This window comes from Escherichia sp. SCLE84, from assembly GCF_012584495.1.
In the GTDB taxonomy this organism is placed as follows: Bacteria; Pseudomonadota; Gammaproteobacteria; order Enterobacterales; family Enterobacteriaceae; genus ECMA0423.
The window spans coordinates 4324702-4349940 of the sequence record NZ_CP051430.1 but is presented as its reverse complement, the minus strand read 5'-3'; the positions used below and the strand labels follow the sequence as shown (position 1 = coordinate 4349940).

Here is a 25239-nt window from a genome sequence, read left to right as displayed (position 1 = left end):
CGATGTGTACAACATGCGGTTGCGGTGAAGGCAACCTGTATATCGAGGGTGATGAACATAACCCTCATTCCGCGTTTCGTAGCGCGCCATTTGCCCCGGCGGCACGCCCGAAGATGAAAATCACCGGCATTAAAGCGCCTGAATTTACCCCCAGCCAGACTGAAGAAGGCGACCTGCATTACGGTCATGGCGAAGCGGGCACTCACGCACCGGGCATGAGCCAGCGTCGGATGCTGGAAGTCGAAATTGACGTGCTGGACAAAAACAACCGTCTGGCTGAACGCAACCGCGCGCGCTTTGCTGCCCGCAAGCAACTGGTGCTCAACCTGGTTTCCAGCCCTGGTTCCGGTAAAACCACCCTGCTGACGGAAACCTTAATGCGCCTGAAAGACAGCGTTCCGTGCGCGGTTATTGAAGGTGACCAGCAAACCGTGAACGATGCCGCACGCATTCGCGCTACCGGCACACCAGCGATTCAGGTGAACACCGGTAAAGGCTGCCATCTTGACGCACAGATGATTGCCGACGCCGCACCGCGTCTGCCACTGGACGATAACGGTATTCTGTTTATCGAAAACGTTGGCAACCTCGTATGCCCGGCCAGCTTCGATCTCGGTGAAAAACACAAAGTGGCGGTGCTTTCCGTTACCGAAGGTGAAGACAAACCGCTGAAATATCCGCATATGTTTGCCGCCGCCTCGCTGATGCTGCTCAACAAAGTTGACCTTTTGCCGTATCTCAACTTTGACGTTGAAAAGTGCATCGCCTGCGCCCGCGAAGTCAATCCAGAAATTGAAATCATCCTTATTTCCGCCACCAGCGGCGAAGGGATGGACCAGTGGCTGAACTGGCTGGAGACACAGCGATGTGCATAGGCGTTCCCGGCCAGATCCGCACCATTGACGGCAACCAGGCGAAAGTCGACGTCTGCGGCATTCAGCGCGATGTCGATTTAACGTTAGTCGGCAGCTGCGATGAAAACGGTCAGCCGCGCGTGGGCCAGTGGGTACTGGTACACGTTGGCTTTGCCATGAGCGTAATTAATGAAGCCGAAGCACGCGACACTCTCGACGCCTTACAAAACATGTTTGACGTTGAGCCGGATGTCGGCGCGCTGTTGTATGGCGAGGAAAAATAATGCGTTTTGTTGATGAATATCGCGCGCCGGAACAGGTGATGCAGTTAATTGAGCATCTGCGCGAACGTGCTTCACATCTCTCTTACACCGCCGAACGCCCTCTGCGGATTATGGAAGTGTGTGGCGGTCATACCCACGCTATCTTTAAATTCGGCCTCGACCAGTTACTGCCGGAAAACGTTGAGTTTATCCACGGTCCGGGGTGCCCGGTGTGCGTACTGCCGATGGGTAGAATCGACACCTGCGTGGAGATTGCCAGCCATCCGGAAGTCATCTTCTGTACCTTTGGCGACGCCATGCGCGTACCAGGGAAACAGGGTTCGCTGTTGCAGGCAAAAGCACGCGGTGCCGATGTGCGCATCGTTTACTCGCCGATGGATGCGTTGAAACTGGCGCAGGAGAATCCAACCCGCAAAGTGGTGTTCTTCGGCTTAGGTTTTGAAACCACCATGCCGACCACCGCCATCACTCTGCAACAGGCGAAAGCGCGTGATGTGCAGAATTTTTACTTCTTCTGCCAGCATATTACGCTTATCCCGACGCTTCGCAGTTTGCTGGAACAGCCGGATAACGGTATCGACGCGTTCCTCGCGCCGGGCCACGTTAGTATGGTTATCGGCACTGATGCCTATAATTTTATCGCCAGCGATTTTCATCGTCCGCTGGTGGTGGCTGGTTTCGAACCGCTTGATCTACTGCAAGGCGTGGTCATGCTGGTGGAGCAGAAAATAGCGGCCCACAGCAAGGTAGAGAATCAGTATCGTCGGGTGGTACCGGATGCCGGTAACCTGCTGGCGCAACAGGCGATTGCCGATGTGTTCTGTGTCAACGGCGACAGCGAATGGCGCGGCTTAGGCGTGATTGAATCTTCTGGTGTACACCTGACGCCAGATTATCAACGATTCGATGCCGAAGCGCATTTCCGCCCGGCACCGCAGCAGGTCTGCGATGACCCGCGCGCACGTTGTGGTGAAGTATTAACGGGCAAATGTAAGCCGCATCAATGCCCGCTGTTTGGTAACACCTGTAATCCTCAAACCGCATTTGGTGCACTGATGGTCTCCTCCGAAGGAGCGTGCGCCGCGTGGTATCAGTATCGTCAGCAGGAGAGTGAAGCGTGAATAATATCCAACTCGCCCACGGCAGCGGCGGCCAGGCGATGCAGCAATTAATCAACAGCCTGTTTATGGAAGCCTTTGCCAACCCGTGGCTGGCAGAACAGGAAGATCAGGCACGTCTTGAGCTGGCGCAGCTGGTAGCGGAAGGCGACCGTCTGGCGTTCTCCACCGACAGTTACGTCATTGACCCGCTGTTCTTTCCTGGCGGTAATATCGGCAAGCTGGCGATTTGCGGCACAGCCAATGACGTTGCGGTCAGTGGCGCTATTCCGCGCTATCTCTCCTGTGGCTTTATCCTCGAAGAAGGATTGCCGATGGAGACACTGAAAGCCGTAGTGACCAGCATGGCAGAAACCGCGCGCGCGGCAGGCATTGCCATCGTCACTGGCGATACTAAAGTGGTGCAGCGCGGCGCGGCAGATAAACTGTTTATCAACACCGCTGGCATGGGCGCAATTCCGGCGAATATTCACTGGGGCGCACAGACGCTAACCGCAGGCGATGTATTACTGGTTAGCGGCACGCTCGGGGACCACGGGGCGACTATCCTTAACCTGCGTGAGCAGCTGGGGCTGGATGGCGAACTGGTCAGCGACTGCGCGGTACTGACGCCGCTTATTCAGACGCTGCGTGACATTCCCGGCGTGAAAGCGCTGCGTGATGCCACCCGTGGTGGTGTGAACGCGGTAGTTCATGAGTTCGCGGCAGCCTGCGGTTGTGGTATTGAAATTTCAGAAGCGGCACTGCCGGTTAAACCTGCTGTGCGCGGCGTTTGTGAACTACTGGGACTGGACGCCCTTAACTTTGCCAACGAAGGCAAACTGGTGATCGCCGTTGAACGCAACGCGGCAGAGCAAGTGCTGGCAGCGTTACATTCCCATCCACTGGGGAAAGACGCGGCGCTGATTGGTGAAGTGGTGGAACGTAAAGGTGTTCGTCTTGCCGGTCTGTATGGCGTGAAACGAACCCTCGATTTACCACACGCCGAACCGCTTCCGCGTATATGCTAATAAAATTCTAAATCTCCTATAGTTAGTCAATGACCTTTTGCACCGCTTTGCGGTGCTTTCCTGGAAGAACAAAATGTCATATACACCGATGAGTGATCTCGGACAGCAAGGGTTGTTCGACATCACTCGGACACTATTGCAGCAGCCCGATCTGGCCTCGCTGTGTGAGGCTCTTTCGCAACTGGTAAAGCGTTCTGCGCTCGCCGACAACGCGGCTATTGTGTTGTGGCAAGCGCAGACTCAACGTGCGTCTTATTACGCGTCGCGTGAAAAAGACACCCCCATTAAATATGAAGACGAAACTGTTCTGGCACACGGTCCGGTACGCAGCATTTTGTCGCGCCCTGATACGCTGCATTGCAGTTACGAAGAATTTTGTGAAACCTGGCCGCAGCTGGCCGCAGGTGGGCTATACCCAAAATTTGGTCACTATTGCCTGATGCCACTGGCGGCGGAAGGGCATATTTTTGGTGGCTGTGAATTTATTCGTTATGACGATCGCCCCTGGAGCGAAAAAGAGTTCAATCGTCTGCAAACATTTACGCAGATCGTTTCTGTCGTCACCGAACAAATCCAGAGCCGCGTCGTCAACAATGTCGACTATGAGTTGTTATGCCGGGAGCGCGATAACTTCCGCATCCTGGTTGCCATTACCAACGCGGTGCTTTCCCGCCTGGATATGGACGAACTGGTCAGCGAAGTCGCCAAAGAAATCCATTACTATTTCGACATTGACGATATCAGTATCGTCTTACGCAGCCACCGTAAAAACAAACTCAACATCTACTCCACTCACTATCTTGATAAACAACATCCCGCCCACGAACAGAGCGAAGTCGATGAAGCCGGAACCCTCACCGAACGCGTGTTCAAAAGTAAAGAGATGCTGCTGATCAATCTCCACGAGCGGGACGATTTAGCCCCCTATGAACGCATGTTGTTCGACACCTGGGGCAACCAGATTCAAACCTTGTGCCTGTTACCGCTGATGTCTGGCGACACCATGCTGGGCGTGCTGAAACTGGCGCAATGCGAAGAGAAAGTGTTTACCACTACCAATCTGAATTTACTGCGCCAGATTGCCGAACGTGTGGCAATCGCTGTCGATAACGCCCTCGCCTATCAGGAAATCCATCGTCTGAAAGAACGGCTGGTTGATGAAAACCTCGCCCTGACCGAGCAGCTCAACAATGTTGATAGTGAATTTGGCGAGATTATTGGCCGCAGCGAAGCCATGTACAGCGTGCTTAAACAAGTTGAAATGGTGGCGCAAAGTGACAGTACCGTGCTGATCCTCGGTGAAACTGGCACGGGTAAAGAGCTGATTGCCCGTGCGATCCATAATCTCAGTGGGCGTAATAATCGCCGCATGGTCAAAATGAACTGCGCGGCGATGCCTGCCGGATTGCTGGAAAGCGATCTGTTTGGTCATGAGCGTGGGGCTTTTACCGGTGCCAGCGCCCAGCGCATTGGTCGTTTTGAACTGGCGGATAAAAGCTCCCTGTTCCTCGACGAAGTGGGCGATATGCCACTGGAGTTACAGCCAAAGTTGCTGCGTGTATTGCAGGAACAGGAGTTTGAACGTCTCGGCAGCAACAAAATCATTCAGACGGACGTGCGTCTAATCGCCGCGACTAACCGCGATCTGAAAAAAATGGTCGCCGACCGTGAGTTCCGTAGCGATCTCTATTACCGCCTGAACGTATTCCCGATTCACCTGCCGCCACTACGCGAGCGTCCGGAAGATATTCCGCTGCTGGCGAAAGCCTTTACCTTCAAAATTGCCCGTCGTCTGGGGCGCAATATCGACAGCATTCCTGCCGAGACGCTGCGCACCTTGAGCAACATGGAGTGGCCGGGTAACGTACGCGAACTGGAAAACGTCATTGAGCGCGCGGTATTGCTAACACGCGGTAACGTGCTGCAGCTGTCATTGCCAGATATTGTTTTACCGGAACCTGAAACGCCGCCTGCCGCAACGGTTGTCGCCCAGGAGGGCGAAGATGAATATCAGTTGATTGTTCGCGTGCTGAAAGAAACCAACGGCGTGGTTGCCGGGCCTAAAGGCGCTGCGCAACGTCTGGGGCTGAAACGCACGACCCTGCTGTCACGGATGAAGCGGCTGGGAATTGATAAATCGGCATTGATTTAACTGCAAATTGCCGGACAGATCTGCCTGTCCGGCATACTATTCACGAGGTTTTTTCGGACGATATTTTTCCGGCAGTTCTGGCACCGGACGCTTGTCATCGATGAGATGACGCACGGTTAAGATCGGATGACGCCACAGCATTCTCGGCCCGGCCCAACGCATAATCTGTTTCATCTCTTCACGCTTTGCAGGCTGGTAACAGTGCACCGGACACTGCTTACAGGCTGGTTTCTCTTCGCCGAACACACATTTATCCAGCCGCTTTTGCGCGTAAACAAACAACGCCTCGTAATGCTCCGGCTCCGCTGACGCCTGCGGGCATTTCGCTTGATAAAGATCGATCATTTTTTTAATCGTCAGTTTTTCACGAGAGATACGCTTGCCGGACATGCTGCCTCCACCTCATTAAGATGTATTTATATTACATCTTAATCTTAAAGGGCACTATGACTCTAAAGAAGAAAGGTTCGCCAACCGACGCAATTTTGCGTACTTGCTTCATAAGCATCACGCAAAAGCTGCAAAACAGCATCTTTCCCGGAACCAGCATCAAGAACTCACCGTTCGCTTCTTCCCCTGAAATGATTAACTCCGGTATCATGTGCGCCTTATGTGATTACAACGAAAATAAAAACCATCACACCCCATTTAATATCAGGGAACCGGACATAACCCCATGAGTGCAATAGAAAATTTCGACGCCCATACGCCCATGATGCAGCAGTATCTCAGGCTGAAAGCCCAGCATCCCGAGATCCTGCTGTTTTACCGGATGGGTGATTTTTATGAACTGTTTTATGACGACGCAAAACGCGCGTCGCAACTGCTGGATATTTCACTGACCAAACGCGGTGCTTCGGCGGGAGAGCCGATCCCGATGGCGGGGATTCCCTACCATGCGGTGGAAAACTATCTCGCCAAACTGGTGAATCAGGGAGAGTCCGTTGCCATCTGCGAACAAATTGGCGATCCGGCGACCAGCAAAGGTCCGGTTGAGCGCAAAGTTGTGCGTATCGTTACGCCAGGCACCATCAGCGATGAAGCCCTGTTACAGGAGCGTCAGGACAACCTGCTGGCGGCTATCTGGCAGGACAGCAAAGGTTTCGGCTACGCGACGCTGGATATCAGCTCCGGGCGTTTTCGCCTGAGCGAACCGGCCGACCGCGAAACGATGGCGGCAGAGCTGCAACGCACTAATCCGGCGGAACTGCTGTATGCAGAAGATTTCGCCGAGATGTCGCTGATTGAAGGCCGTCGCGGCCTGCGCCGTCGCCCGCTGTGGGAGTTTGAAATCGACACCGCGCGCCAGCAGTTGAATCTGCAATTTGGCACCCGCGATCTGGTCGGTTTTGGCGTCGAGAACGCGCCGCGCGGACTTTGTGCTGCCGGTTGTCTGTTGCAGTATGCGAAAGATACCCAACGCACGACCCTGCCGCATATTCGTTCTATCACCATGGAACGTGAGCAGGACAGCATCATTATGGATGCCGCGACACGTCGTAACCTGGAAATTACTCAGAACCTGGCGGGCGGTGCGGAAAATACGCTGGCTTCTGTGCTCGACTGCACCGTCACGCCGATGGGTAGTCGTATGCTGAAACGCTGGCTGCATATGCCAGTGCGCGATACCCGCGTGTTGCTTGAGCGCCAGCAAACTATTGGCGCATTGCAGGATTTCACCGCCGAGTTGCAGCCGGTACTGCGTCAGGTCGGCGACCTGGAACGTATTCTGGCACGTCTGGCTTTACGAACTGCTCGCCCACGCGATCTGGCCCGTATGCGCCACGCTTTCCAGCAACTGCCGGAGCTGCGTGCGCAGTTAGAAACTGTCGATAGTGCACCGGTACAGGCGCTACGTGAGAAGATGGGCGAGTTTGCCGAGCTGCGCGATCTGCTGGAGCGAGCAATCATCGACACACCGCCGGTGCTGGTACGCGACGGTGGTGTTATCGCATCGGGCTATAACGAAGAGCTGGATGAGTGGCGCGCGCTGGCTGACGGCGCGACCGATTATCTGGAGCGTCTGGAAGTCCGCGAGCGTGAACGTACCGGCCTGGACACGCTGAAAGTTGGCTTTAATGCGGTGCACGGCTACTACATTCAAATCAGCCGTGGGCAAAGCCATCTGGCACCCATCAACTACATGCGTCGCCAGACGCTGAAAAACGCCGAGCGCTACATCATTCCAGAGCTAAAAGAGTACGAAGATAAAGTTCTCACCTCAAAAGGCAAAGCACTGGCACTGGAAAAACAGCTTTATGAAGAGCTGTTCGACCTGCTGTTGCCGCATCTGGAAGCGTTGCAACAGAGCGCGAGCGCGCTGGCGGAACTCGACGTGCTGGTTAACCTGGCGGAACGGGCCTATACCCTGAACTACATCTGCCCGACCTTCATTGATAAACCGGGCATTCGCATTACCGAAGGTCGCCATCCGGTAGTTGAACAAGTACTGAATGAGCCATTTATCGCTAACCCGCTGAATCTGTCGCCGCAGCGCCGTATGTTGATTATTACCGGCCCGAACATGGGCGGTAAAAGTACCTATATGCGCCAGACCGCACTGATTGCGCTGATGGCCTACATCGGCAGCTATGTACCGGCACAAAAAGTCGAGATTGGACCTATCGATCGCATCTTTACCCGCGTAGGCGCGGCAGATGACCTGGCTTCCGGGCGCTCAACCTTTATGGTGGAGATGACTGAAACCGCCAATATTTTACATAACGCCACCGAATACAGTCTGGTGTTAATGGATGAGATCGGGCGTGGAACGTCCACCTACGATGGTCTGTCGCTGGCGTGGGCGTGCGCAGAAAATCTGGCGAATAAGATTAAGGCATTGACGCTGTTTGCCACCCACTATTTCGAGCTGACCCAGCTACCGGAGAAAATGGAAGGCGTCGCCAACGTACATCTCGATGCGCTGGAGCACGGCGACACTATCGCCTTTATGCACAGCGTGCAGGACGGCGCGGCGAGCAAAAGCTACGGTCTGGCGGTTGCTGCTCTGGCGGGCGTACCGAAAGAGGTTATTAAGCGCGCACGGCAAAAACTGCGTGAGCTGGAAAGCATTTCGCCGAACGCCGCCGCTACGCAAGTGGATGGTACGCAGATGTCTTTGCTGTCAGTGCCAGAAGAAACTTCGCCTGCGGTCGAAGCACTGGAAAATCTCGACCCGGATTCACTGACTCCGCGTCAGGCGCTGGAGTGGATTTATCGCTTGAAGAGTCTGGTGTAATAACAATTCCCGATAGTCTTTTGCTATCGGGAATATTAACGACAACTGACGAATCAAATAAAAATACCCTGTATAATAGGAAAGCTTATTTTACAGGGTAAAACCATGCCATCTACACGCTATCAAAAAATCAATGCCCATCACTATCGCCATATATGGGTCGTTGGTGATATTCATGGTGAATATCAGTTATTACAATCCCGTTTACATCAACTCTCTTTTTACCCTGAAACCGACTTACTTATTTCCACAGGCGATAATATTGATCGTGGGCCGAAGAGTCTTAACGTGCTGCGCCTGCTAAACCAACCCTGGTTTACGTCGGTTAAAGGCAACCACGAAGCGATGGCGTTGGATGCATTCGAAACTGGCGATGGAAATATGTGGCTTGCCAGCGGTGGTGACTGGTTTTTCGATTTAAATGATTCAGAGCAACAAGAGGCAATAGATCTGTTGCTGAAATTCCATCATCTTCCACATATTATTGAAATCACTAACGACAACATAAAATATGTCATCGCACATGCAGATTATCCGGGGAGTGAATATCTCTTTGGTAAAGAAATAGCGGAGAGCGAATTACTCTGGCCTGTTGATCGTGTGCAGAAATCGCTTAATGGCGAGTTACAACAAATAAACGGCGCTGATTATTTTATATTTGGACATATGATGTTTGATAACATTCAGACGTTCGCTAACCAGATTTATATTGATACCGGCACGCCGAAAAGCGGGCGGCTGTCATTTTATAAAATAAAGTAGTCTCATGCTTCTTCTGTGAAGCATGAGTAACCAAATGTTATTGCAGGCCATTATTCATTTTTCGCAACCAGCAAAGAGAGATCCTGCTTCGCCAGCGCGCGACTGGCACTCTCCGGCAAACCGTCGTCTGTGATAATCTGATCAAACTCGCTTAATGGTAACGCCAGCCATGTCGCCACCTGACCATATTTCGTCGCATCACAGACCAAAACTCGCTGGCGGCTGGCACTGGCAATCGCCCGTTTCACCGTGACTTTATCTTCCGCTGGCGTAGAAATCCCCCGCACACTCCATGACGATGCAGAAATAAAAGCCTGATCAATCATCAGGCTGCGCAGCATGGTCGCAGCGGCTTCCCCGACACAGGAACGGTTTTCCCGACACACTGCACCGCCAGTGTGAATAATTGTGCAATTACTGTTGTCGAGCAAGTAGTTCGCAATAACGAAATCGTTTGTGACCACAGTCAGTGACTCCATGTGAATCAGATGCTGTGCTATCGCTAACGTGGTCGTTCCCGCATCCAGATAGATACAACTTCCCGGCTGAACAAGACTTGCCGCCAGCTTGCCAATAGCCGCTTTTTGCGTCATTGCCAGCGCAGTTTTTACCTGATGAGAAGGTTCATGCGCCACGCGTCCCGGAGACTGGACGCCTCCGGACACCAGCACAACGGCTCCCTGCTGCTCCAGTTTTTGTAAATCCCGACGAATGGTCATATGTGACACATTCATTCTGTCCGTTAGTTCAGCAATACTGACAATGCCTTTTTCAGCTACCATCTCAAGGATGATTTGGCGACGCTCTACGGGTATCAACTTTTGCTCCTTCCTTTGTCCTGCTGACATTCTACGCTATTTGCCTGCGAAACGTGCGCGGCGCAACTAACGCTTAGTTCACATAAAATAACACACAATGTTAATTTATGTGAATCAGCTCACCATATCGTTATCTTCCAGCGCTTATATTCACAATATCAAACAAAATATCACTTAAATTAACAAGGAGAGCAGATGAAAACGGGATCTGAGTTTCATGTCGGTATCGTTGGCTTAGGGTCAATGGGAATGGGAGCAGCACTGTCATGTGTCCGCGCAGGTCTTTCTACCTGGGGCGCAGACCTGAACAGCAATGCCTGCGCTACGTTGAAAGAGGCAGGTGCTTGCGGGGTTTCTGATAACGCCGCGACGTTTGCCGAAAAACTGGACGCTCTGCTGGTGCTGGTGGTCAATGCGGCCCAGGTTAAACAGGTGCTGTTTGGTGAAACAGGCGTTGCACAACATCTGAAACCCGGTACGGCAGTAATGGTTTCTTCCACTATCGCTAGTGCTGATGCGCAAGAAATTGCTACCGCTCTGGCTGGATTCGATCTGGAAATGCTGGATGCGCCAGTTTCTGGTGGTGCAGTAAAAGCCGCTAACGGTGAAATGACTGTCATGGCCTCCGGTAGCGATATTGCCTTTGAACGACTGGCACCCGTGCTGGAAGCCGTTGCCGGAAAAGTTTATCGCATAGGTGCAGAACCGGGACTAGGTTCGACCGTAAAAATTATTCACCAGTTGTTAGCGGGCGTACATATTGCTGCCGGAGCCGAAGCGATGGCACTTGCAGCCCGTGCGGGGATCCCGCTGGATGTGATGTATGACGTCGTGACCAATGCCGCCGGAAATTCCTGGATGTTCGAAAACCGGATGCGTCATGTGGTGGATGGCGATTACACCCCGCATTCAGCCGTCGATATTTTTGTTAAGGATCTTGGTCTGGTTGCCGATACAGCCAAAGCCCTGCACTTCCCGCTGCCATTGGCCTCAACAGCATTGAATATGTTCACCAGCGCCAGTAACGCAGGTTACGGGAAAGAAGACGATAGCGCAGTTATCAAGATTTTCTCTGGCATCACTCTACCGGGAGCGAAATCATGATCAAGATTGGCGTTATCGCCGATGATTTTACCGGCGCGACGGATATCGCCAGTTTTCTGGTGGAAAACGGTCTACCAACGGTACAAATTAACGGTGTTCCAACAGGTAAAATGCCGGAAGCAATCGACGCACTGGTGATCAGCCTGAAAACGCGCTCCTGTCCGGTGGTTGAAGCCACACAGCAATCGCTGGCGGCTCTGAGCTGGTTGCAACAGCAAGGTTGCAAACAGATCTATTTCAAATACTGCTCTACTTTCGACAGTACGGCGAAAGGTAATATCGGCCCGGTTACCGATGCATTAATGGATGCTCTCGACACGCCGTTTACGGTCTTCTCTCCGGCCCTGCCGGTCAACGGACGTACGGTTTATCAGGGGTATTTGTTCGTAATGAATCAACTGCTGGCCGAATCCGGGATGCGCCATCACCCGGTAAATCCCATGACCGACAGCTATCTTCCCCGTCTGGTTGAAGCGCAATCCACAGGGCGCTGCGGCGTCGTTTCGGCACATGTTTTCGAACAAGGTGTGGATGCCGTTCGTCAAGAGCTGGCTCGCTTACAGCAAGAGGGCTACCGCTACGCGGTGCTTGATGCGCTGACCGAACACCATCTGGAAATTCAGGGAGAAGCCTTGCGCGATGCCCCACTGGTAACGGGTGGTTCTGGTCTGGCGATTGGCCTGGCCCGGCAGTGGGCGCAAGAAAACGGTAACCAGGCTCGCGAAGCAGGGCGTCCGCTCGCTGGGCGCGGCGTAGTGCTCTCCGGTTCATGCTCTCAAATGACCAACCGCCAGGTGGCACATTACCGTCAAATTGCACCAGCCCGTGAAGTTGATGTGGCACGCTGCCTCTCAACCGAAACTCTGGCCGCTTATGCACACGAACTGGCAGAGTGGGTTCTGGGCCAGGAAAGTGTACTTGCTCCACTGGTTTTTGCCACCGCCAGCACTGACGCATTGGCAGCAATTCAACAGCAATACGGTGCACAAAAAGCCAGTCAGGCAGTAGAAACTCTATTTTCTAAACTAGCGGCGCGGTTAGCAGCGGAAGGCGTGACACGCTTTATTGTCGCAGGCGGTGAGACCTCCGGCGTAGTCACACAGAGCCTGGGCATAAAAGGGTTTCATATTGGCCCAACCATTTCCCCCGGCGTGCCGTGGGTAAACGCACTGGATAAGCCTGTCTCACTCGCCCTTAAATCTGGCAACTTCGGTGATGAAGCCTTTTTTTCACGAGCCCAAAGAGAGTTTTTATCATGAGCGATTTCGCAAAAGTAGAGCAGTCTTTGCGAGAGGAGATGACGCGGATTGCCAGTTCATTCTTTCAGCGCGGCTATGCAACCGGTTCGGCTGGCAATCTGTCGCTGCTTTTACCTGACGGGAATTTACTGGCGACACCGACAGGTTCATGCCTGGGCAATCTCGATCCGCAGCGGCTTTCCAAAGTCGCCGCGGATGGCGAATGGTTAAGTGGTGACAAACCCTCGAAAGAGGTGCTCTTTCATCTGGCGCTGTATCGCAACAATCCGCGCTGTAAAGCGGTGGTGCATTTGCACAGCACATGGTCGACGGCGCTTTCCTGCCTGCAAGGGCTGGACAGCAGCAACGTTATTCGTCCGTTCACACCATACGTGGTGATGCGGATGGGAAATGTCCCGCTGGTGCCTTATTACCGACCGGGCGATAAACGCATCGCACAGGATCTGGCGGAACTGGCAGCAGACAATCAGGCTTTTTTACTGGCAAATCATGGCCCAGTGGTTTGCGGTGAAAGCCTGCAAGAAGCCGCCAACAATATGGAAGAGCTGGAGGAAACGGCAAAGCTGATTTTTATTCTCGGTGACCGCCCGATCCGTTATCTGACCGCAGGTGAAATTGCGGAATTAAGGAGTTAATGCAATGCCTCGTTTTGCAGCTAATTTATCCATGATGTTCACCGAAGTGCCTTTTATTGAACGCTTCGCCGCAGCGCGAAAAGCCGGGTTCGATGCTGTGGAATTTCTGTTTCCCTATGACTACTCCACCCTGCAAATCCAAAAGCAACTGGAGCAAAACCATCTGACACTGGCGCTGTTCAATACCGCTCCCGGAGATATTAATGCGGGGGAATGGGGATTATCCGCCCTTCCCGGACGTGAGCACGAAGCACACGCAGACATCGACCTGGCACTGGAATATGCATTGGCGCTCAATTGTGAACAAGTCCATGTGATGGCAGGCGTCGTGCCCGCTGGCGAAGACGCTGAACGGTACCGGGCAGTATTTATCGATAATCTCCGCTACGCTGCCGACCGCTTTGCGCTACACGGCAAGCGAATATTAGTTGAAGCACTCAGCCCCGACGTTAAGCCTCATTATCTCTTCTCCAGCCAGTATCAGGCACTGGCTATTGTTGAAGAGGTTGCGCGAGATAACGTGTTTATTCAACTAGATACTTTTCATGCGCAAAAAGTAGATGGCAACCTGACGCATTTAATCCGCGACTACGCTGGGAAATATGCGCACGTACAAATTGCCGGACTACCTGATCGACATGAACCGGACGATGGAGAAATCAACTATCCGTGGCTGTTCCGCCTGTTCGATGAGGTGGGATATCAGGGCTGGATCGGTTGTGAATATAAACCTCGTGGCCTCACCGAAGAAGGGCTTGGCTGGTTTGACGCCTGGCGCTAATTCGTTAAATCCCTAATTACAACGTACCCATACATCCCCCCATCTACGGATGGGGTAGGTTAACTATAACTTTCAGACAGGGTTTCCCATGTCCACAATTACATTGTTATGCATTGCGTTAGCTGGCGTAATCATGCTGTTGCTGCTGGTCATCAAGGCAAAGGTACAACCATTCGTTGCTCTGCTCCTCGTCAGCCTGTTAGTCGCACTTGCGGCGGGTATACCGGCGGGCGAAGTGGGTAAAGTGATGATCGCCGGGATGGGCGGTGTGCTTGGTTCCGTCACTATTATTATTGGTCTGGGCGCTATGCTGGGGCGTATGATCGAACACTCTGGTGGTGCAGAGTCACTGGCTAATTATTTCAGTCGCAAGTTAGGTGACAAACGAACTATCGCTGCGCTGACTCTGGCAGCGTTCTTCCTCGGTATTCCCGTCTTCTTTGATGTCGGCTTTATTATTCTTGCGCCAATCATTTACGGTTTTGCCAAGGTTGCCAAAATATCGCCACTCAAATTTGGCCTGCCTGTCGCTGGAATCATGCTAACTGTTCATGTGGCGGTACCGCCGCATCCAGGCCCTGTCGCCGCAGCGGGGTTACTCCACGCAGACATCGGCTGGCTAACCATCATCGGTATTGCGATTTCTATTCCCGTAGGGATTGTTGGCTACTTTGCAGCGAAAATAATCAATACGCGCCAATATGCGATGTCGGTGGAAGTACTGGAACAGATGCAACTGGCTCCGGCCAGTGAGGAAGGCGCAACAAAATTAAGCGATAAAATAAATCCACCGGGCGTCGCGCTGGTCACCTCGCTAATTGTTATTCCTATCGCGATTATCATGGCGGGTACGGTTTCCGCAACACTGATGCCGCCTTCGCATCCCCTGCTTGGTACGCTACAGCTGATCGGCTCACCAATGGTAGCTCTAATGATTGCGCTGGTGCTGGCATTCTGGTTATTGGCTTTACGTCGCGGCTGGAGCTTACAACACACCAGCGACATTATGGGCTCAGCCCTTCCCACTGCGGCGGTAGTGATTTTGGTTACTGGTGCTGGAGGGGTATTTGGCAAAGTGCTGGTGGAATCGGGCGTCGGCAAAGCCCTTGCCAATATGCTACAAATGATTGACCTGCCTCTGTTACCAGCCGCATTTATTATTTCACTGGCTCTGCGTGCATCGCAGGGGTCAGCAACCGTAGCAATCCTGACAACCGGCGGGTTACTCTCAGAAGCGGTGATGGGATTGAATCCGATTCAGTGCGTATTGGTGACGCTGGCAGCCTGCTTTGGTGGGCTTGGCGCGTCACATATTAATGACTCAGGGTTCTGGATTGTGACCAAATATCTGGGGTTGTCGGTAGCAGACGGTCTGAAAACCTGGACAGTGTTAACGACCATTCTCGGTTTTACCGGATTCTTAATTACCTGGTGCGTATGGGCGGTAATTTGACCTTAATAAAAAGGTCCGATGGGCATCGGACCTTTTATTTAACGCTTACCTTCCACCAGCAGCGGCGGGATGCTCGGCACCATTGGCGCGTCATCAATATCTTTCTGCGTCATGCGGAACGCTTCGGGATAATGTTCGCGGCTGGTACGGCGCAGCGGTTCGGTATCGCGCCAGGTATAAAGGCAATGCTGGCACTGATATACCGTCCAGACATCTTTCACCGGCGATTTCGCCATCACTTCAATCTGTTCATCGGCACAACGTGGACAAATCATCTTCTTCTCCTTATTTACGTGCAGCCAGCATAGCGGTCAGTTTTTCAGCCCAGGCTTTGGTTTCCGGTAAATCCACCACCGGTTGGCTGTAGTGACCACGGTTGTCCGGGGCGACAGGCGTAGTGGCGTCGATAATCAGCTTGTCGGTGATCCCCGCAGGGCTTGAGCCTGGATCGAGTTCCAGCACGGACATATTCGGCAACTGCACCAAATCCCCTGCCGGGTTCACTTTCGAGGAGAGCGCCCACATCACCTGCGGCAGGTTGAACGGGTCAACGTCTTCATCGACCATAATCACCATCTTCACGTAGCCCAGACCATGCGGCGTGGTCATCGCACGCAGGCCCACCGCGCGGGCAAAGCCGCCGTAGCGTTTTTTGGTGGAGATAATCGCCAGCAGGCCGTGGGTGTACATGGCATTTACCGCCTGCACTTCCGGGAACTCGGCTTTCAGTTGTTGATACAGCGGTACGCAGGTGGCTGGCCCCATCAGGTAGTCGATTTCGGTCCACGGCATACCGAGATAGAGTGATTCGAAAATCGGTTTGCTGCGATAAGAGACTTTATCGATGCGCACCACGGTCATGTTGCGCCCACCGGAGTAGTGCCCGGTAAACTCACCGAACGGCCCTTCGATTTCGCGTTTACGGCTTTCGATAACCCCTTCGAGGATCACTTCTGAACCCCACGGCACATCAAAACCGGTCAGCGGGGCGGTGGCGATCGGGTACGGGCTTTCACGCAGCGCGCCTGCCATTTCATACTCAGACTGATCGTATTTCAGCGGCGTGGCCCCCATCAGCGTGATGATCGGATCGTTACCGAGCGTGATCGCAATCGGCAGATCTTCACCGCGCTCTTCTGCTTTATGCAGATGCAGGGCGATATCGTGCATCGGCACCGGTTGCAGGCCGAGCTTACGCTTGCCCTTCACTTCCATGCGGTAGATGCCGACGTTCTGCTTGCCGAAGTTATCTGGGTCGAGCGGATCGCGGGAAACCACGCAGGCTTTGTCGAGATAGAAACCGCCATCGCCATCGTTTAAACGAAACAGCGGCAGGATATCGAACAGGTTAATCTCTTCGCCATCGACGGTGTTCTGCGCCCAGGCTGGATTGGCGCGGCGCTCCGGGGCAATCGGGAAGTTATCCCAGCGGCGGATAAACTCATCAATCTGCTTTTTGACCGGGGTGTTTGGTGGCAGGCCAAGGGAAATCGCGTGGTTCTGCCAGGAACCGATGGTATTCATCGTCACGCGGGCATCGGTAAAGCCGCGAATATTATCAAACCACAGCGCGGGCGCGCCGTCGCCGATACGCCCGGTGGCGTTAGCTGCTGCTGCCAGATCCGGCTCAGCGTTCACCTCTTCGCTGATTTTCAGTAACTGGCCGTGGTCATCAAGCGCCTGTAAAAAGCTGCGTAAATCATCAAATGCCATTATTCATTCTCCTGAGAAAAATTCCGGGCCTGCGGCAATCCTTGCCAGCGCCTGGCATGGGGATGTTCGAGGCCAAATTTATCCAGCACGCGGGCTACCACATGGTGGACAATGTCATCTACCGTTTCGGGATGGTTATAAAAGGCAGGCATCGGCGGCACCATCGCCACGCCCATGCGTGAAAGTGCGAGCATATTTTCGAGATGGATGGTGCTAAGCGGCATTTCACGCGGCACCAGCACCAGTTTGCGGCCTTCTTTGAGCACGACGTCCGCCGCGCGCCCTACCAGGCCATCGGCGTAACCAGCGCGGATACCGGCGAGCGTTTTCATACTGCACGGAATAACGATCATGCCGTCGGTACGAAAAGAACCGGATGAGATGATCGCCGCCTGATCCGCCGGGTTATGGCTGAAGTCTGCGAGGGCAGCAACATCGCGAGCGCTGTAAGGCGTTTCCAGTTCAATGGTGGTTTTCGCCCACTTCGACATCACCAGATGAGTCTCGACATTCGGCATCTCCCGCAGCGCTTGCAGTAATGCCACACCAAGAGGCGCACCGGTAGCCCCTGTCATCCCGACGATCAGTTTCATTGCTTATCCTCTTAATTGTTCGTATACGAACATTATTATTAACATACTCCTTCATTTCCACAGCGGCAAGGATTGAAAAGTAACAACATCTTCTTCGTCACTAAAAAACCGCTATGATAGCGACAGAGAATTAGCCCGGAGTTTACATGGCGTTACGAAATAAAGCGTTCCATCAGTTACGACAGCTTTTTCAGCAGCACACGGCTCGCTGGCAGCACGAGTTACCTGACCTGACCAAACCACAGTACGCGGTGATGCGCGCCATTGCTGATAAACCTGGTATCGAACAGGTGGCACTGATAGAAGCAGCTGTCAGCACCAAAGCAACGTTAGCAGAAATGTTGGCAAGAATGGAAAATCGTGGCTTAGTCAGACGTGAACATGACCCCGCTGATAAGCGGCGACGCTTTGTCTGGTTGACTGCCGAAGGCGAAAAGATACTTGCTGCGGCGATACCCATTGGTGACAGCGTGGATGAGGAATTTTTGGGGCGTTTGAGTGGAGAAGAGCAGGAGCTGTTTATGCAGCTGGTGCGCAAGATGATGAACGCATAGGGGGCAAATTTCCGGATGCGACGCTATCGCGTCTTATCCAGACTACAAATACACCGACTCACCAACCGAAAGAAAAAAGGCCAGCCTCGCTTGAGACTGGCCTTTCTGACAGATGCTTACTTACTCGCGGAACAGCGCTTCGATATTCAGCCCCTGCGTTTGCAGGATTTCGCGCAAACGGCGCAGGCCTTCAACCTGAATCTGGCGAACACGTTCACGGGTGAGGCCAATTTCACGACCTACATCTTCCAGTGTTGCCGCTTCGTACCCCAGCAAACCGAATCGACGTGCCAGCACTTCACGCTGTTTGGCGTTCAGCTCGAACAGCCATTTGACGATGCTCTGCTTCATATCGTCATCTTGCGTGGTATCTTCCGGACCGTTCTCTTTTTCATCGGCCAGGATGTCCAGCAACGCTTTTTCGGAATCACCACCCAGCGGGGTGTCTACCGAGGTAATGCGCTCGTTAAGACGAAGCATACGGCTGACGTCATCAACTGGCTTATCCAGTTGCTCTGCGATCTCTTCCGCACTTGGTTCATGGTCCAGCTTATGGGACAACTCACGTGCGGTTCGCAGGTAAACGTTCAGCTCCTTTACGATGTGAATCGGCAAACGAATAGTACGGGTTTGGTTCATAATCGCCCGTTCAATCGTCTGGCGAATCCACCAGGTTGCGTATGTTGAGAAGCGGAAACCACGTTCCGGGTCAAACTTCTCTACCGCGCGGATCAGCCCCAGGTTGCCCTCTTCGATAAGGTCCAGCAACGCCAGACCACGATTGCCATAACGGCGGGCAATTTTTACCACCAGACGCAAGTTACTCTCGATCATCCGGCGGCGAGAGGCGACATCTCCACGCAGTGCGCGACGCGCAAAATAAACTTCTTCTTCGGCCGTTAACAGTGGTGAATAACCAATCTCACCAAGGTAAAGCTGAGTCGCGTCCAACACACGCTGTGTGGCTCCCTGCGATAACAGTTCCTCTTCGGCCAAATCGTTATCACTGGGTTCCTCTTCTACTAAGGCCTTTTCGTCAAAAACCTCAACTCCGTTCTCATCAAATTCCGCATCTTCATTTAAATCATGAACTTTCAGCGTATTCTGACTCATAAGGTGGCTCCTACCCGTGATCCCTTGACGGAACATTCAAGCAAAAGCCTGGTTCCGCCGATTTATCGCTGCGGCAAATAACGCAGCGGGTTTACGGATTTCCCCTTGTAACGAATTTCAAAATGCAAGCGTGTTGAACTGGTTCCGGTGCTACCCATGGTTGCTATTTTTTGCCCCGCCTTCACTTCTTGTTGTTCCCGGACCAGCATTGTGTCGTTATGGGCGTAGGCACTCAGGTAATCATCATTATGTTTGATGATAATCAGATTACCGTAGCCGCGCAGCGCGTTACCAGCATAAACAACGCGGCCATCTGCGGTCGCGATAATTGCCTGTCCTTTGCTGCCTGCGATATCAATCCCCTTGTTGCCCCCCTCAGAAGCGCCAAAGGTTTCGATCACTTTGCCCTCAGTCGGCCAGCGCCAGGTGGAGATAGGCGTACTGGTTGATGTACTGCTGACAGTTGGCTCGGTTGTGCTTGCTGTTGGTACCGTTACAGGCGCTGTGACCGTGGTCGCAGCTGGCTTGTTGTTCGGCAACATTTTGTTAGCACTCTGTTCACCCGAAGATTCAGAATACGTAATTGTCGGTTGCGACGCAACAGCAACGGTGGAATTTTGTGCAGGCTTGATCACAACTCCTTGCTCTGCTGCGTCGGCCTGGGTAATGGCATTTCCGCCAGTGATTGGCGTACCGGAAGCATTACCCACCTGCAAGGTCTGACCAACGTTCAGCGCGTATGGTGCCTGAATATTGTTGCGCTGAGCAAGGTCACGGAAATCGTTACCAGTAATCCAGGCGATATAGAAAAGTGTGTCGCCTTTTTTCACGGTATAGGTACTGCCGCTATAACTGCCTTTCGGAATGTTCCCATACTGACGGTTATAGACGATGCGTCCGTTTTCCATCTGTACCGGCTGCTGAGCTACTGGCTGCACTGGCTGGATTTGCGGTTGTTGAGTAGCCTGAATTTGTGGCTGCTGTACCGGCTGAATTTGCGGTTGCTGGGCTGTAGACGTCGTCCCCATTTTCGGCGGCGGCGTAATCAACATACCAGAATTGGTATTTGCAGGCGCATTGCCATTAACGGAGCTGACCGGTGCCGGTGGATTTGAAGTGTCAGAACAGCCTGCCAGCCATAGCGAAACCAGTGACAAAGCCGCAATGCGGCGAACGGTGAATTTTGGGCTTCCCGCGCTCATTTATCCCCCAGGAAAAATTGGTTAATAACCAGTGACATAATTACCGTGCAAGGCACCCTACTGAACACTGGAAAAGATGTTCACGATACGCTGACCTGCGGCAAAATAACCAGGAAAAATCCAGGTATTTCCTCACGTTTTAAGCCAGCTCACCCTTCACTAAAGGGACAAAGCGCACGGCCTCCACGGTATCGATAATAAATTCGCCTCCCCGACGACGCACCCGTTTCAAATACTGGTGCTCCTCCCCTACGGGTAAGACGAGAATCCCGCCTTCGTCCAGCTGCGTCATTAGCGCAGTTGGAATTTCCGGCGGTGCCGCCGTAACAATGATAGCGTCAAACGGCGCGCGTGCCTGCCAACCTTGCCATCCATCGCCATGACGGGTTGAAACATTATGTAAATCAAGATTTTTCAGGCGGCGACGCGCCTGCCACTGCAAACCTTTGATCCGTTCGACCGAGCAAACATGCTGGACAAGATGCGCCAGGATTGCCGTTTGATATCCCGAACCGGTGCCAATTTCCAGCACCCGCGACTGCGGCGTCAGCTCGAGTAATTCGGTCATTCGCGCCACCATATACGGCTGCGAAATTGTCTGCCCCTGACCTATCGGCAAGGCGATATTGTCCCAGGCTTTTTGTTCAAACGCTTCATCAACGAATTTTTCACGCGGCACGGCAGCAAGTGCATTCAGCACCTGCTCATCCTGAATACCTTGCGCACGTAATTGATCCAGAAGTGCTTGTACGCGTCTGCTTACCATTGCGTGCCAACTCCCACGCTGTTTAACCAGTCTGAAACCACATCTTGCGCGCTATGCGCAGTTAAATCCACATGCAGCGGCGTGATGGAGACATAGCCCTCATCTACCGCAGCAAAATCGGTCCCCGGACCGGCATCACATTTACCGCCCGGCGGGCCAATCCAGTACAGCGTATTGCCGCGCGGATCTTGCTGCGGGATCACCTGATCTGCCGGATGTCGTGTACCGCAGCGCGTCACGCGAATACCTTTGATTTGATCCAAGGGTAAATCCGGAACGTTAATATTAAGAATACGCCCGGTGCGCAGCGGCTCTTTACACAGTGCGCGCAAAATTGAACAGGTTACCGCCGCGGCAGTGTCGTAATGTTTATGCCCGTCAAGCGAGACGGCAAGCGCCGGAAAACCTAAATGACGGCCTTCCATCGCGGCGGCTACCGTACCGGAATAAATAACATCATCCCCCAGATTCGGCCCGGCGTTAATTCCGGACACAACAATGTCCGGGCGCGGACGCATCAGAGCATTCACGCCAAGATAGACGCAATCGGTCGGGGTTCCCATTTGCACAGCAATATCACCATTTTCAAAGGTAAACGTGCGCAGGGAGGATTCCAGTGTCAGAGAATTTGAAGCGCCGCTGCGGTTACGATCGGGGGCGACCACCTGAACGTCAGCAAACTCACGCAAGGCTTTCGCCAGCGTTTGTATACCGGGTGCATGTACCCCGTCATCATTACTCAGCAATATGCGCATAATCACCTGTTGTGTTGATAAGTTCCCTGACAACGCTGGTTGCAAAACTACCCGCCGGAAGCCAGAAACGGATCTCTACGGTGACGTCATCCCACCAATTCCAGCTTAATTGTTGCGGATACAGCAGCATCGCTCTGCGCGCGGCTTCAACTTTTTCGCGCACCAGTAAAGCTTGTAATTCAGTTTCTGCGGCAACAGCTGCTTGTTCGAATGCCAGCGCTTCACGCTGAGTTCCCCATTCGCCACTGCCCGGCAATGCGGCGGTTATCATCAGCTCTTTATCGTTAACGCGACGCTGTAATTCCGCCAGTTCTTCGGTGGTTGCGACAAACCAGCTACCACGTCCGGCTAATTGTAGCGCATCGCCGTCAACAACTTGATTAACGTCTGCTTTTTTGAGGCGCTCAGCAACAATCTGATTAAACAACGCACTGCGGGCTGCCGACAACCAAAAACTCCGTTTATTGCGATCGCGCACCGGAGTATTGGTTTGCGCCCAGCGCTGCGCCCCCTGCAAGTTGCTACCGCCAATCCCAAAACGTTGGGCACCGAAGTAGTTCGGTACACCTTTTACGCAAATATCGATCAGACGTTGTTCAACGTCATCGCGATTGCTCACTTCGCGCAGAACCAGGGTAAAGGCGTTACCTTTCAGCGCGCCTAAACGCAGCTTGCGCTTGTGCCGCGCATACTCCAGCACCTGGCAGCCTTCCAGTTGAAAGGCGCTCAGATCGGGCATTTCCTTGCCCGGCACGCGAGCGCATAACCACTGTTCCGTAACAGCATGTTTGTCTTTTTGCCCAGCGAAGCTGACTTCACGGGCATGAATTTTCAGGAATTTCGCCAGTGCATCCGCCACAAAACGGGTATTGCAGCCGTTTTTGAGGATTCTAACCAGAATATGCTCACCTTCACCATCAGGCTCAAAGCCCAAATCTTCCACCACCACAAAGTCTTCCGGATTGGCTTTCAGCAGCCCGGTGCCTTGCGGTTTACCGTGGAGGTAAGTGAGATTATCAAACTCAATCATTTTGTTGCCTTAATGAGTAGCGCCACCGCTTCACAGGCAATCCCTTCCCCACGTCCGGTAAATCCCAGTTTTTCCGTAGTAGTGGCTTTCACGTTAACATCATCCATATGGCAGCCGAGATCTTCGGCAATAAACACGCGCATTTGTGGAATGTGCGGCAACATCTTCGGTGCCTGAGCGATGATAGTGACATCGACGTTGCCAAGGGTATAACCCTTCGCCTGAATACGACGCCAGGCTTCGCGTAGCAGCTCGCGGCTATCGGCACCTTTAAATGCCGGATCGGTATCCGGGAACAGCTTGCCGATATCCCCCAGCGCCGCCGCGCCAAGCAATGCATCGGTCAACGCATGGAGCGCCACGTCGCCATCAGAATGCGCCAGCAATCCTTTTTCGTAAGGAATGCGTACGCCACCAATGATAATTGGGCCTTCACCGCCAAAGGCGTGTACGTCAAAACCGTGTCCAATTCGCATTATGTATTCTCCTGATGGATGGTTCGGGTGAGGTAAAACTCGGCCAGTGCCAAATCCTCCGGGCGCGTGACTTTAATGTTATCCGCGCGGCCTTCGACCAACTGCGGATGAAATCCGCAATATTCCAGCGCCGAGGCTTCGTCAGTAATAGTCGCGCCTTCATTTAGAGCGCGCGTCAGACAGTCATGTAACAGCTCACGAGGGAAAAATTGCGGCGTCAGCGCGTGCCATAAGCCGTTGCGATCAACGGTATGAGCAATGGCATTTTTGCCCGGTTCGGCACGTTTCATAGTATCGCGCACTGGTGCGGCTAGGATCCCCCCCGTGCGGCTGGTTTCGCTCAACGCCAACAATCGCGCGAGGTCATCCTGATGCAGACAAGGACGAGCGGCGTCATGCACCAATACCCACTGCGCGTCGCCAGCGGCTTTCAGACCTGCCAGCACGGAATCGGCACGCTCATCACCGCCATCTACAACGGTGATTTGCGGATGATTCGCCAGAGGAATTTGTGCAAAACGGCTATCGCCAGGACTTATGGCAATGACGACACGTTTCACCCGGGGATGCGCCAGCAGCGCATGCACCGAGTGTTCAAGAATGGTTTGATTACCGATTGAGAGATATTGCTTAGGACATTCCGTTTGCATTCGACGGCCAAATCCGGCCGCCGGAACCACGGCGCAAACATCCAAATGAGTGGTTGCCATGTTAATTCCCGGGCTGATTTATCGATTGTTTTGCCCCGCAGACTGTGCGCGCTTCGACGCGTCAGGCACCAGACGATAAAAAGTTTCGCCCGGCCTGGTCATGCTGAGTTCATTACGCGCACGCTCTTCGAGCGCCTCCTGGCCGCCATTGAGATCGTCAATTTCGGCAAAAAGTTGATCGTTTCGCGCTTTAAGTTTCGCGTTTGTAGCTTGCTGTGCCGCCACATCATCATTGACGCGGGTATAGTCATGTATACCGTTCTTACCGAACCACAGCGAATACTGTAGCCAGACCAGAATAGCCAGCAACAGCAGCGTTAGTTTACCCATCCTGCCCCCTGAAAAACGGCATCATCATCCCATGCATCCGAAGACGACTCTACATCCTCTGTTGGGGATACCGCGACAACGCGGGCAAATGTACCACATTTGTCCATTGTTACGTATACCCAGGGCGTGCAGAACATAATCTCATTATTAGTTACGGTTTGAATTATGAACAGAGGAGACAAGAAAGTACAAATTAGCCCAGTAGCCACATAAACAGTGCGCCAAACATAATGCCTACAGTCACCAGGGTGAAAACAATACTGTAGCGTAGCTTTCCGTCCATCAATGAATGCAGCGCAATCCCCACCACTACCGCGACGGGCATCAGCGCCAGAAAGAAAGGCCAGGTGTAGATAAAGAAGAACAGCGTGTTAGAGCCATAAATCAACATCGGCATCGCCAGCGCAAATAACCAGGAGATAAAACCGACCACGGCACCAGGCAGTGACCATGTGGTTTCTTCATCCTCAGTAAGGCTGTCGTTATTTGTTAGTGTAATGTTATGGCTATTACGCATATTTGATCCTGT

28 protein-coding genes are annotated in these 25239 nt (G+C 53.0%); 13 read left to right on the top strand and 15 right to left on the bottom strand.

The features are described 5' to 3' along the window. Positions 1-2: 2 nt before the first annotated feature. The 5 genes from hypB (at position 3) to flhA (ending at position 5418) form a co-directional block, all read left to right on the top strand. Positions 3-875, top strand: coding sequence for a hydrogenase nickel incorporation protein HypB (gene hypB / locus HGD79_RS21060; protein WP_000337665.1), 873 nt, complete (start codon positions 3-5; stop codon positions 873-875). Next, entirely contained in the window at positions 866-1138 is a 273-nt protein-coding gene (gene hypC / locus HGD79_RS21055; protein WP_000334881.1) for a hydrogenase 3 maturation protein HypC, read from the top strand. The genes hypB and hypC overlap by 10 nt, the downstream gene beginning before the upstream one ends. Further along, complete coding sequence (gene hypD, locus HGD79_RS21050) at positions 1138-2259, top strand: hydrogenase formation protein HypD (protein WP_001212982.1); 1122 nt, start codon at positions 1138-1140, stop codon at positions 2257-2259. Before hypC ends, hypD begins: the two co-directional genes overlap by 1 nt. After that, positions 2256-3266 (top strand): hydrogenase maturation carbamoyl dehydratase HypE, encoded by a 1011-nt coding sequence (gene hypE, locus HGD79_RS21045; protein ID WP_001059968.1) that lies wholly within the window; start codon positions 2256-2258, stop codon positions 3264-3266. The genes hypD and hypE overlap by 4 nt, the downstream gene beginning before the upstream one ends. A 73-nt stretch (positions 3267-3339) precedes the next feature. After that, complete coding sequence (flhA, locus tag HGD79_RS21040) at positions 3340-5418, top strand: formate hydrogenlyase transcriptional activator FlhA (RefSeq protein ID WP_001297144.1); 2079 nt, start codon at positions 3340-3342, stop codon at positions 5416-5418. 36 nt (positions 5419-5454) lie between these two features. Here the strand turns inward: flhA and HGD79_RS21035 are convergent, their stop codons facing one another. Together HGD79_RS21035 and HGD79_RS21030 are read right to left on the bottom strand one after the other, a co-directional pair. Then, positions 5455-5808 carry a nitrous oxide-stimulated promoter family protein gene (locus tag HGD79_RS21035; protein ID WP_000015498.1) on the bottom strand — a complete coding sequence of 118 codons (354 nt, stop codon included), beginning with the start codon at positions 5806-5808 and terminating at the stop codon, positions 5455-5457. A 31-nt stretch (positions 5809-5839) separates the two neighbouring features. Continuing rightward, positions 5840-6019 (bottom strand): hypothetical protein, encoded by a 180-nt coding sequence (locus HGD79_RS21030; RefSeq protein WP_000611928.1) that lies wholly within the window; start codon positions 6017-6019, stop codon positions 5840-5842. Between the two features lie 75 nt (positions 6020-6094). Between HGD79_RS21030 and mutS the strand changes: the two genes are divergently transcribed. Both mutS and pphB read left to right on the top strand, forming a co-directional pair. Continuing rightward, on the top strand, positions 6095-8656 hold the full coding sequence (gene mutS / locus HGD79_RS21025) for a DNA mismatch repair protein MutS (protein WP_021534487.1): 2562 nt from the start codon (positions 6095-6097) through the stop codon (positions 8654-8656). 105 nt (positions 8657-8761) lie between these two features. Further along, entirely contained in the window at positions 8762-9418 is a 657-nt protein-coding gene (pphB, locus tag HGD79_RS21020) for a protein-serine/threonine phosphatase (protein WP_001141340.1), read from the top strand. Between the two features lie 50 nt (positions 9419-9468). Here pphB and ygbI read toward each other — a convergent pair whose 3' ends face one another. After that, positions 9469-10236, bottom strand: coding sequence for a DNA-binding transcriptional repressor YgbI (gene ygbI / locus HGD79_RS21015; protein WP_001297141.1), 768 nt, complete (start codon positions 10234-10236; stop codon positions 9469-9471). A gap of 195 nt (positions 10237-10431) precedes the next feature. Here ygbI and ltnD point away from each other — a divergent pair, with 195 nt between their 5' ends. The 5 genes from ltnD to HGD79_RS20990 all read left to right on the top strand — a co-directional run bounded on the left by ltnD (position 10432) and on the right by HGD79_RS20990 (position 15468). Beyond that, positions 10432-11340 (top strand): L-threonate dehydrogenase, encoded by a 909-nt coding sequence (gene ltnD / locus HGD79_RS21010; protein WP_000847985.1) that lies wholly within the window; start codon positions 10432-10434, stop codon positions 11338-11340. Then, entirely contained in the window at positions 11337-12599 is a 1263-nt protein-coding gene (otnK, locus tag HGD79_RS21005) for a 3-oxo-tetronate kinase (protein WP_000590397.1), read from the top strand. The genes ltnD and otnK overlap by 4 nt, the downstream gene beginning before the upstream one ends. Further along, a complete protein-coding gene (locus HGD79_RS21000) occupies positions 12596-13234 on the top strand; it encodes an aldolase (protein WP_001278994.1) in 639 nt (212 codons plus the stop codon). The genes otnK and HGD79_RS21000 overlap by 4 nt, the downstream gene beginning before the upstream one ends. 4 nt (positions 13235-13238) lie before the next feature. Then, positions 13239-14015, top strand: a complete 777-nt coding sequence (locus HGD79_RS20995; protein WP_001136918.1) for an HPr family phosphocarrier protein — start codon at positions 13239-13241, stop codon at positions 14013-14015. An 88-nt stretch (positions 14016-14103) separates the two neighbouring features. Further along, the gene (locus HGD79_RS20990; RefSeq protein WP_000104439.1) at positions 14104-15468 is read left to right on the top strand and encodes a GntP family transporter; all 1365 of its coding nucleotides are present in this window, start codon (positions 14104-14106) and stop codon (positions 15466-15468) included. 38 nt (positions 15469-15506) lie between these two features. Here the strand turns inward: HGD79_RS20990 and HGD79_RS20985 are convergent, their stop codons facing one another. The 3 genes from HGD79_RS20985 to HGD79_RS20975 are packed head-to-tail and all read right to left on the bottom strand — an operon-like array spanning position 15507 to position 17774. Next, on the bottom strand, positions 15507-15743 hold the full coding sequence (locus tag HGD79_RS20985) for a non-oxidative hydroxyarylic acid decarboxylases subunit D (RefSeq protein ID WP_000562984.1): 237 nt from the start codon (positions 15741-15743) through the stop codon (positions 15507-15509). Positions 15744-15753: 10 nt separating this feature from the next. After that, on the bottom strand, positions 15754-17181 hold the full coding sequence (locus tag HGD79_RS20980) for a non-oxidative hydroxyarylic acid decarboxylases subunit C (RefSeq protein ID WP_021534491.1): 1428 nt from the start codon (positions 17179-17181) through the stop codon (positions 15754-15756). After that, positions 17181-17774, bottom strand: coding sequence for a non-oxidative hydroxyarylic acid decarboxylases subunit B (locus tag HGD79_RS20975; RefSeq protein WP_000767716.1), 594 nt, complete (start codon positions 17772-17774; stop codon positions 17181-17183). The genes HGD79_RS20980 and HGD79_RS20975 overlap by 1 nt, the downstream gene beginning before the upstream one ends. A gap of 146 nt (positions 17775-17920) precedes the next feature. On the opposite strand from HGD79_RS20975, the gene HGD79_RS20970 reads away from it, so the two are divergent. After that, entirely contained in the window at positions 17921-18328 is a 408-nt protein-coding gene (locus HGD79_RS20970; RefSeq protein WP_001208070.1) for a MarR family transcriptional regulator, read from the top strand. 120 nt (positions 18329-18448) lie between these two features. Here HGD79_RS20970 and rpoS read toward each other — a convergent pair whose 3' ends face one another. The 9 genes from rpoS to HGD79_RS20925 form a co-directional block, all read right to left on the bottom strand. Continuing rightward, entirely contained in the window at positions 18449-19441 is a 993-nt protein-coding gene (gene rpoS, locus HGD79_RS20965) for an RNA polymerase sigma factor RpoS (RefSeq protein ID WP_000081550.1), read from the bottom strand. 62 nt (positions 19442-19503) lie between these two features. Then, on the bottom strand, positions 19504-20598 hold the full coding sequence (nlpD, locus tag HGD79_RS20960) for a murein hydrolase activator NlpD (protein WP_224692580.1): 1095 nt from the start codon (positions 20596-20598) through the stop codon (positions 19504-19506). Positions 20599-20782: 184 nt separating this feature from the next. Beyond that, positions 20783-21409 carry a protein-L-isoaspartate O-methyltransferase gene (pcm, locus tag HGD79_RS20955; protein WP_000254708.1) on the bottom strand — a complete coding sequence of 209 codons (627 nt, stop codon included), beginning with the start codon at positions 21407-21409 and terminating at the stop codon, positions 20783-20785. Beyond that, positions 21403-22164 (bottom strand): 5'/3'-nucleotidase SurE, encoded by a 762-nt coding sequence (gene surE / locus HGD79_RS20950; RefSeq protein ID WP_001295182.1) that lies wholly within the window; start codon positions 22162-22164, stop codon positions 21403-21405. Before surE ends, pcm begins: the two co-directional genes overlap by 7 nt. Then, positions 22145-23194, bottom strand: a complete 1050-nt coding sequence (truD, locus tag HGD79_RS20945; protein WP_000568943.1) for a tRNA pseudouridine(13) synthase TruD — start codon at positions 23192-23194, stop codon at positions 22145-22147. The genes surE and truD overlap by 20 nt, the downstream gene beginning before the upstream one ends. Then, on the bottom strand, positions 23191-23670 hold the full coding sequence (gene ispF, locus HGD79_RS20940; protein WP_001219242.1) for a 2-C-methyl-D-erythritol 2,4-cyclodiphosphate synthase: 480 nt from the start codon (positions 23668-23670) through the stop codon (positions 23191-23193). The genes truD and ispF overlap by 4 nt, the downstream gene beginning before the upstream one ends. Further along, positions 23670-24380 (bottom strand): 2-C-methyl-D-erythritol 4-phosphate cytidylyltransferase, encoded by a 711-nt coding sequence (ispD, locus tag HGD79_RS20935; protein WP_000246136.1) that lies wholly within the window; start codon positions 24378-24380, stop codon positions 23670-23672. The genes ispF and ispD overlap by 1 nt, the downstream gene beginning before the upstream one ends. 18 nt (positions 24381-24398) lie before the next feature. Beyond that, entirely contained in the window at positions 24399-24710 is a 312-nt protein-coding gene (ftsB, locus tag HGD79_RS20930) for a cell division protein FtsB (RefSeq protein WP_000517476.1), read from the bottom strand. 193 nt (positions 24711-24903) lie between these two features. Then, positions 24904-25227 (bottom strand): DUF3561 family protein, encoded by a 324-nt coding sequence (locus HGD79_RS20925; protein WP_001246104.1) that lies wholly within the window; start codon positions 25225-25227, stop codon positions 24904-24906. Between the last annotated feature and the right edge of the window lie 12 nt (positions 25228-25239).

Bases quoted from the DNA above. Each gene is read 5' to 3' on its own strand.
- mutS (WP_021534487.1), top strand. From the start codon at position 6,095: ATGAGTGCAATAGAAAATTTCGACGCCCATACGCCCATGATGCAGCAG.
- HGD79_RS21030 (WP_000611928.1), bottom strand. From the start codon at position 6,019: ATGATACCGGAGTTAATCATTTCAGGGGAAGAAGCGAACGGTGAGTTC.
- hypC (WP_000334881.1), top strand. From the start codon at position 866: ATGTGCATAGGCGTTCCCGGCCAGATCCGCACCATTGACGGCAACCAG.
- HGD79_RS21035 (WP_000015498.1), bottom strand. From the start codon at position 5,808: ATGTCCGGCAAGCGTATCTCTCGTGAAAAACTGACGATTAAAAAAATG.
- otnK (WP_000590397.1), top strand. From the start codon at position 11,337: ATGATCAAGATTGGCGTTATCGCCGATGATTTTACCGGCGCGACGGAT.
- HGD79_RS20980 (WP_021534491.1), bottom strand. From the start codon at position 17,181: ATGGCATTTGATGATTTACGCAGCTTTTTACAGGCGCTTGATGACCAC.
- flhA (WP_001297144.1), top strand. From the start codon at position 3,340: ATGTCATATACACCGATGAGTGATCTCGGACAGCAAGGGTTGTTCGAC.
- pphB (WP_001141340.1), top strand. From the start codon at position 8,762: ATGCCATCTACACGCTATCAAAAAATCAATGCCCATCACTATCGCCAT.
- ispF (WP_001219242.1), bottom strand. From the start codon at position 23,670: ATGCGAATTGGACACGGTTTTGACGTACACGCCTTTGGCGGTGAAGGC.
- ltnD (WP_000847985.1), top strand. From the start codon at position 10,432: ATGAAAACGGGATCTGAGTTTCATGTCGGTATCGTTGGCTTAGGGTCA.
- hypB (WP_000337665.1), top strand. From the start codon at position 3: ATGTGTACAACATGCGGTTGCGGTGAAGGCAACCTGTATATCGAGGGT.
- HGD79_RS20925 (WP_001246104.1), bottom strand. From the start codon at position 25,227: ATGCGTAATAGCCATAACATTACACTAACAAATAACGACAGCCTTACT.
- HGD79_RS21000 (WP_001278994.1), top strand. From the start codon at position 12,596: ATGAGCGATTTCGCAAAAGTAGAGCAGTCTTTGCGAGAGGAGATGACG.
- HGD79_RS20975 (WP_000767716.1), bottom strand. From the start codon at position 17,774: ATGAAACTGATCGTCGGGATGACAGGGGCTACCGGTGCGCCTCTTGGT.
- surE (WP_001295182.1), bottom strand. From the start codon at position 22,164: ATGCGCATATTGCTGAGTAATGATGACGGGGTACATGCACCCGGTATA.
- hypD (WP_001212982.1), top strand. From the start codon at position 1,138: ATGCGTTTTGTTGATGAATATCGCGCGCCGGAACAGGTGATGCAGTTA.
- HGD79_RS20995 (WP_001136918.1), top strand. From the start codon at position 13,239: ATGCCTCGTTTTGCAGCTAATTTATCCATGATGTTCACCGAAGTGCCT.
- HGD79_RS20990 (WP_000104439.1), top strand. From the start codon at position 14,104: ATGTCCACAATTACATTGTTATGCATTGCGTTAGCTGGCGTAATCATG.
- pcm (WP_000254708.1), bottom strand. From the start codon at position 21,409: ATGGTAAGCAGACGCGTACAAGCACTTCTGGATCAATTACGTGCGCAA.
- rpoS (WP_000081550.1), bottom strand. From the start codon at position 19,441: ATGAGTCAGAATACGCTGAAAGTTCATGATTTAAATGAAGATGCGGAA.
- ispD (WP_000246136.1), bottom strand. From the start codon at position 24,380: ATGGCAACCACTCATTTGGATGTTTGCGCCGTGGTTCCGGCGGCCGGA.
- truD (WP_000568943.1), bottom strand. From the start codon at position 23,194: ATGATTGAGTTTGATAATCTCACTTACCTCCACGGTAAACCGCAAGGC.
- HGD79_RS20985 (WP_000562984.1), bottom strand. From the start codon at position 15,743: ATGATTTGTCCACGTTGTGCCGATGAACAGATTGAAGTGATGGCGAAA.
- ftsB (WP_000517476.1), bottom strand. From the start codon at position 24,710: ATGGGTAAACTAACGCTGCTGTTGCTGGCTATTCTGGTCTGGCTACAG.
- HGD79_RS20970 (WP_001208070.1), top strand. From the start codon at position 17,921: ATGGCGTTACGAAATAAAGCGTTCCATCAGTTACGACAGCTTTTTCAG.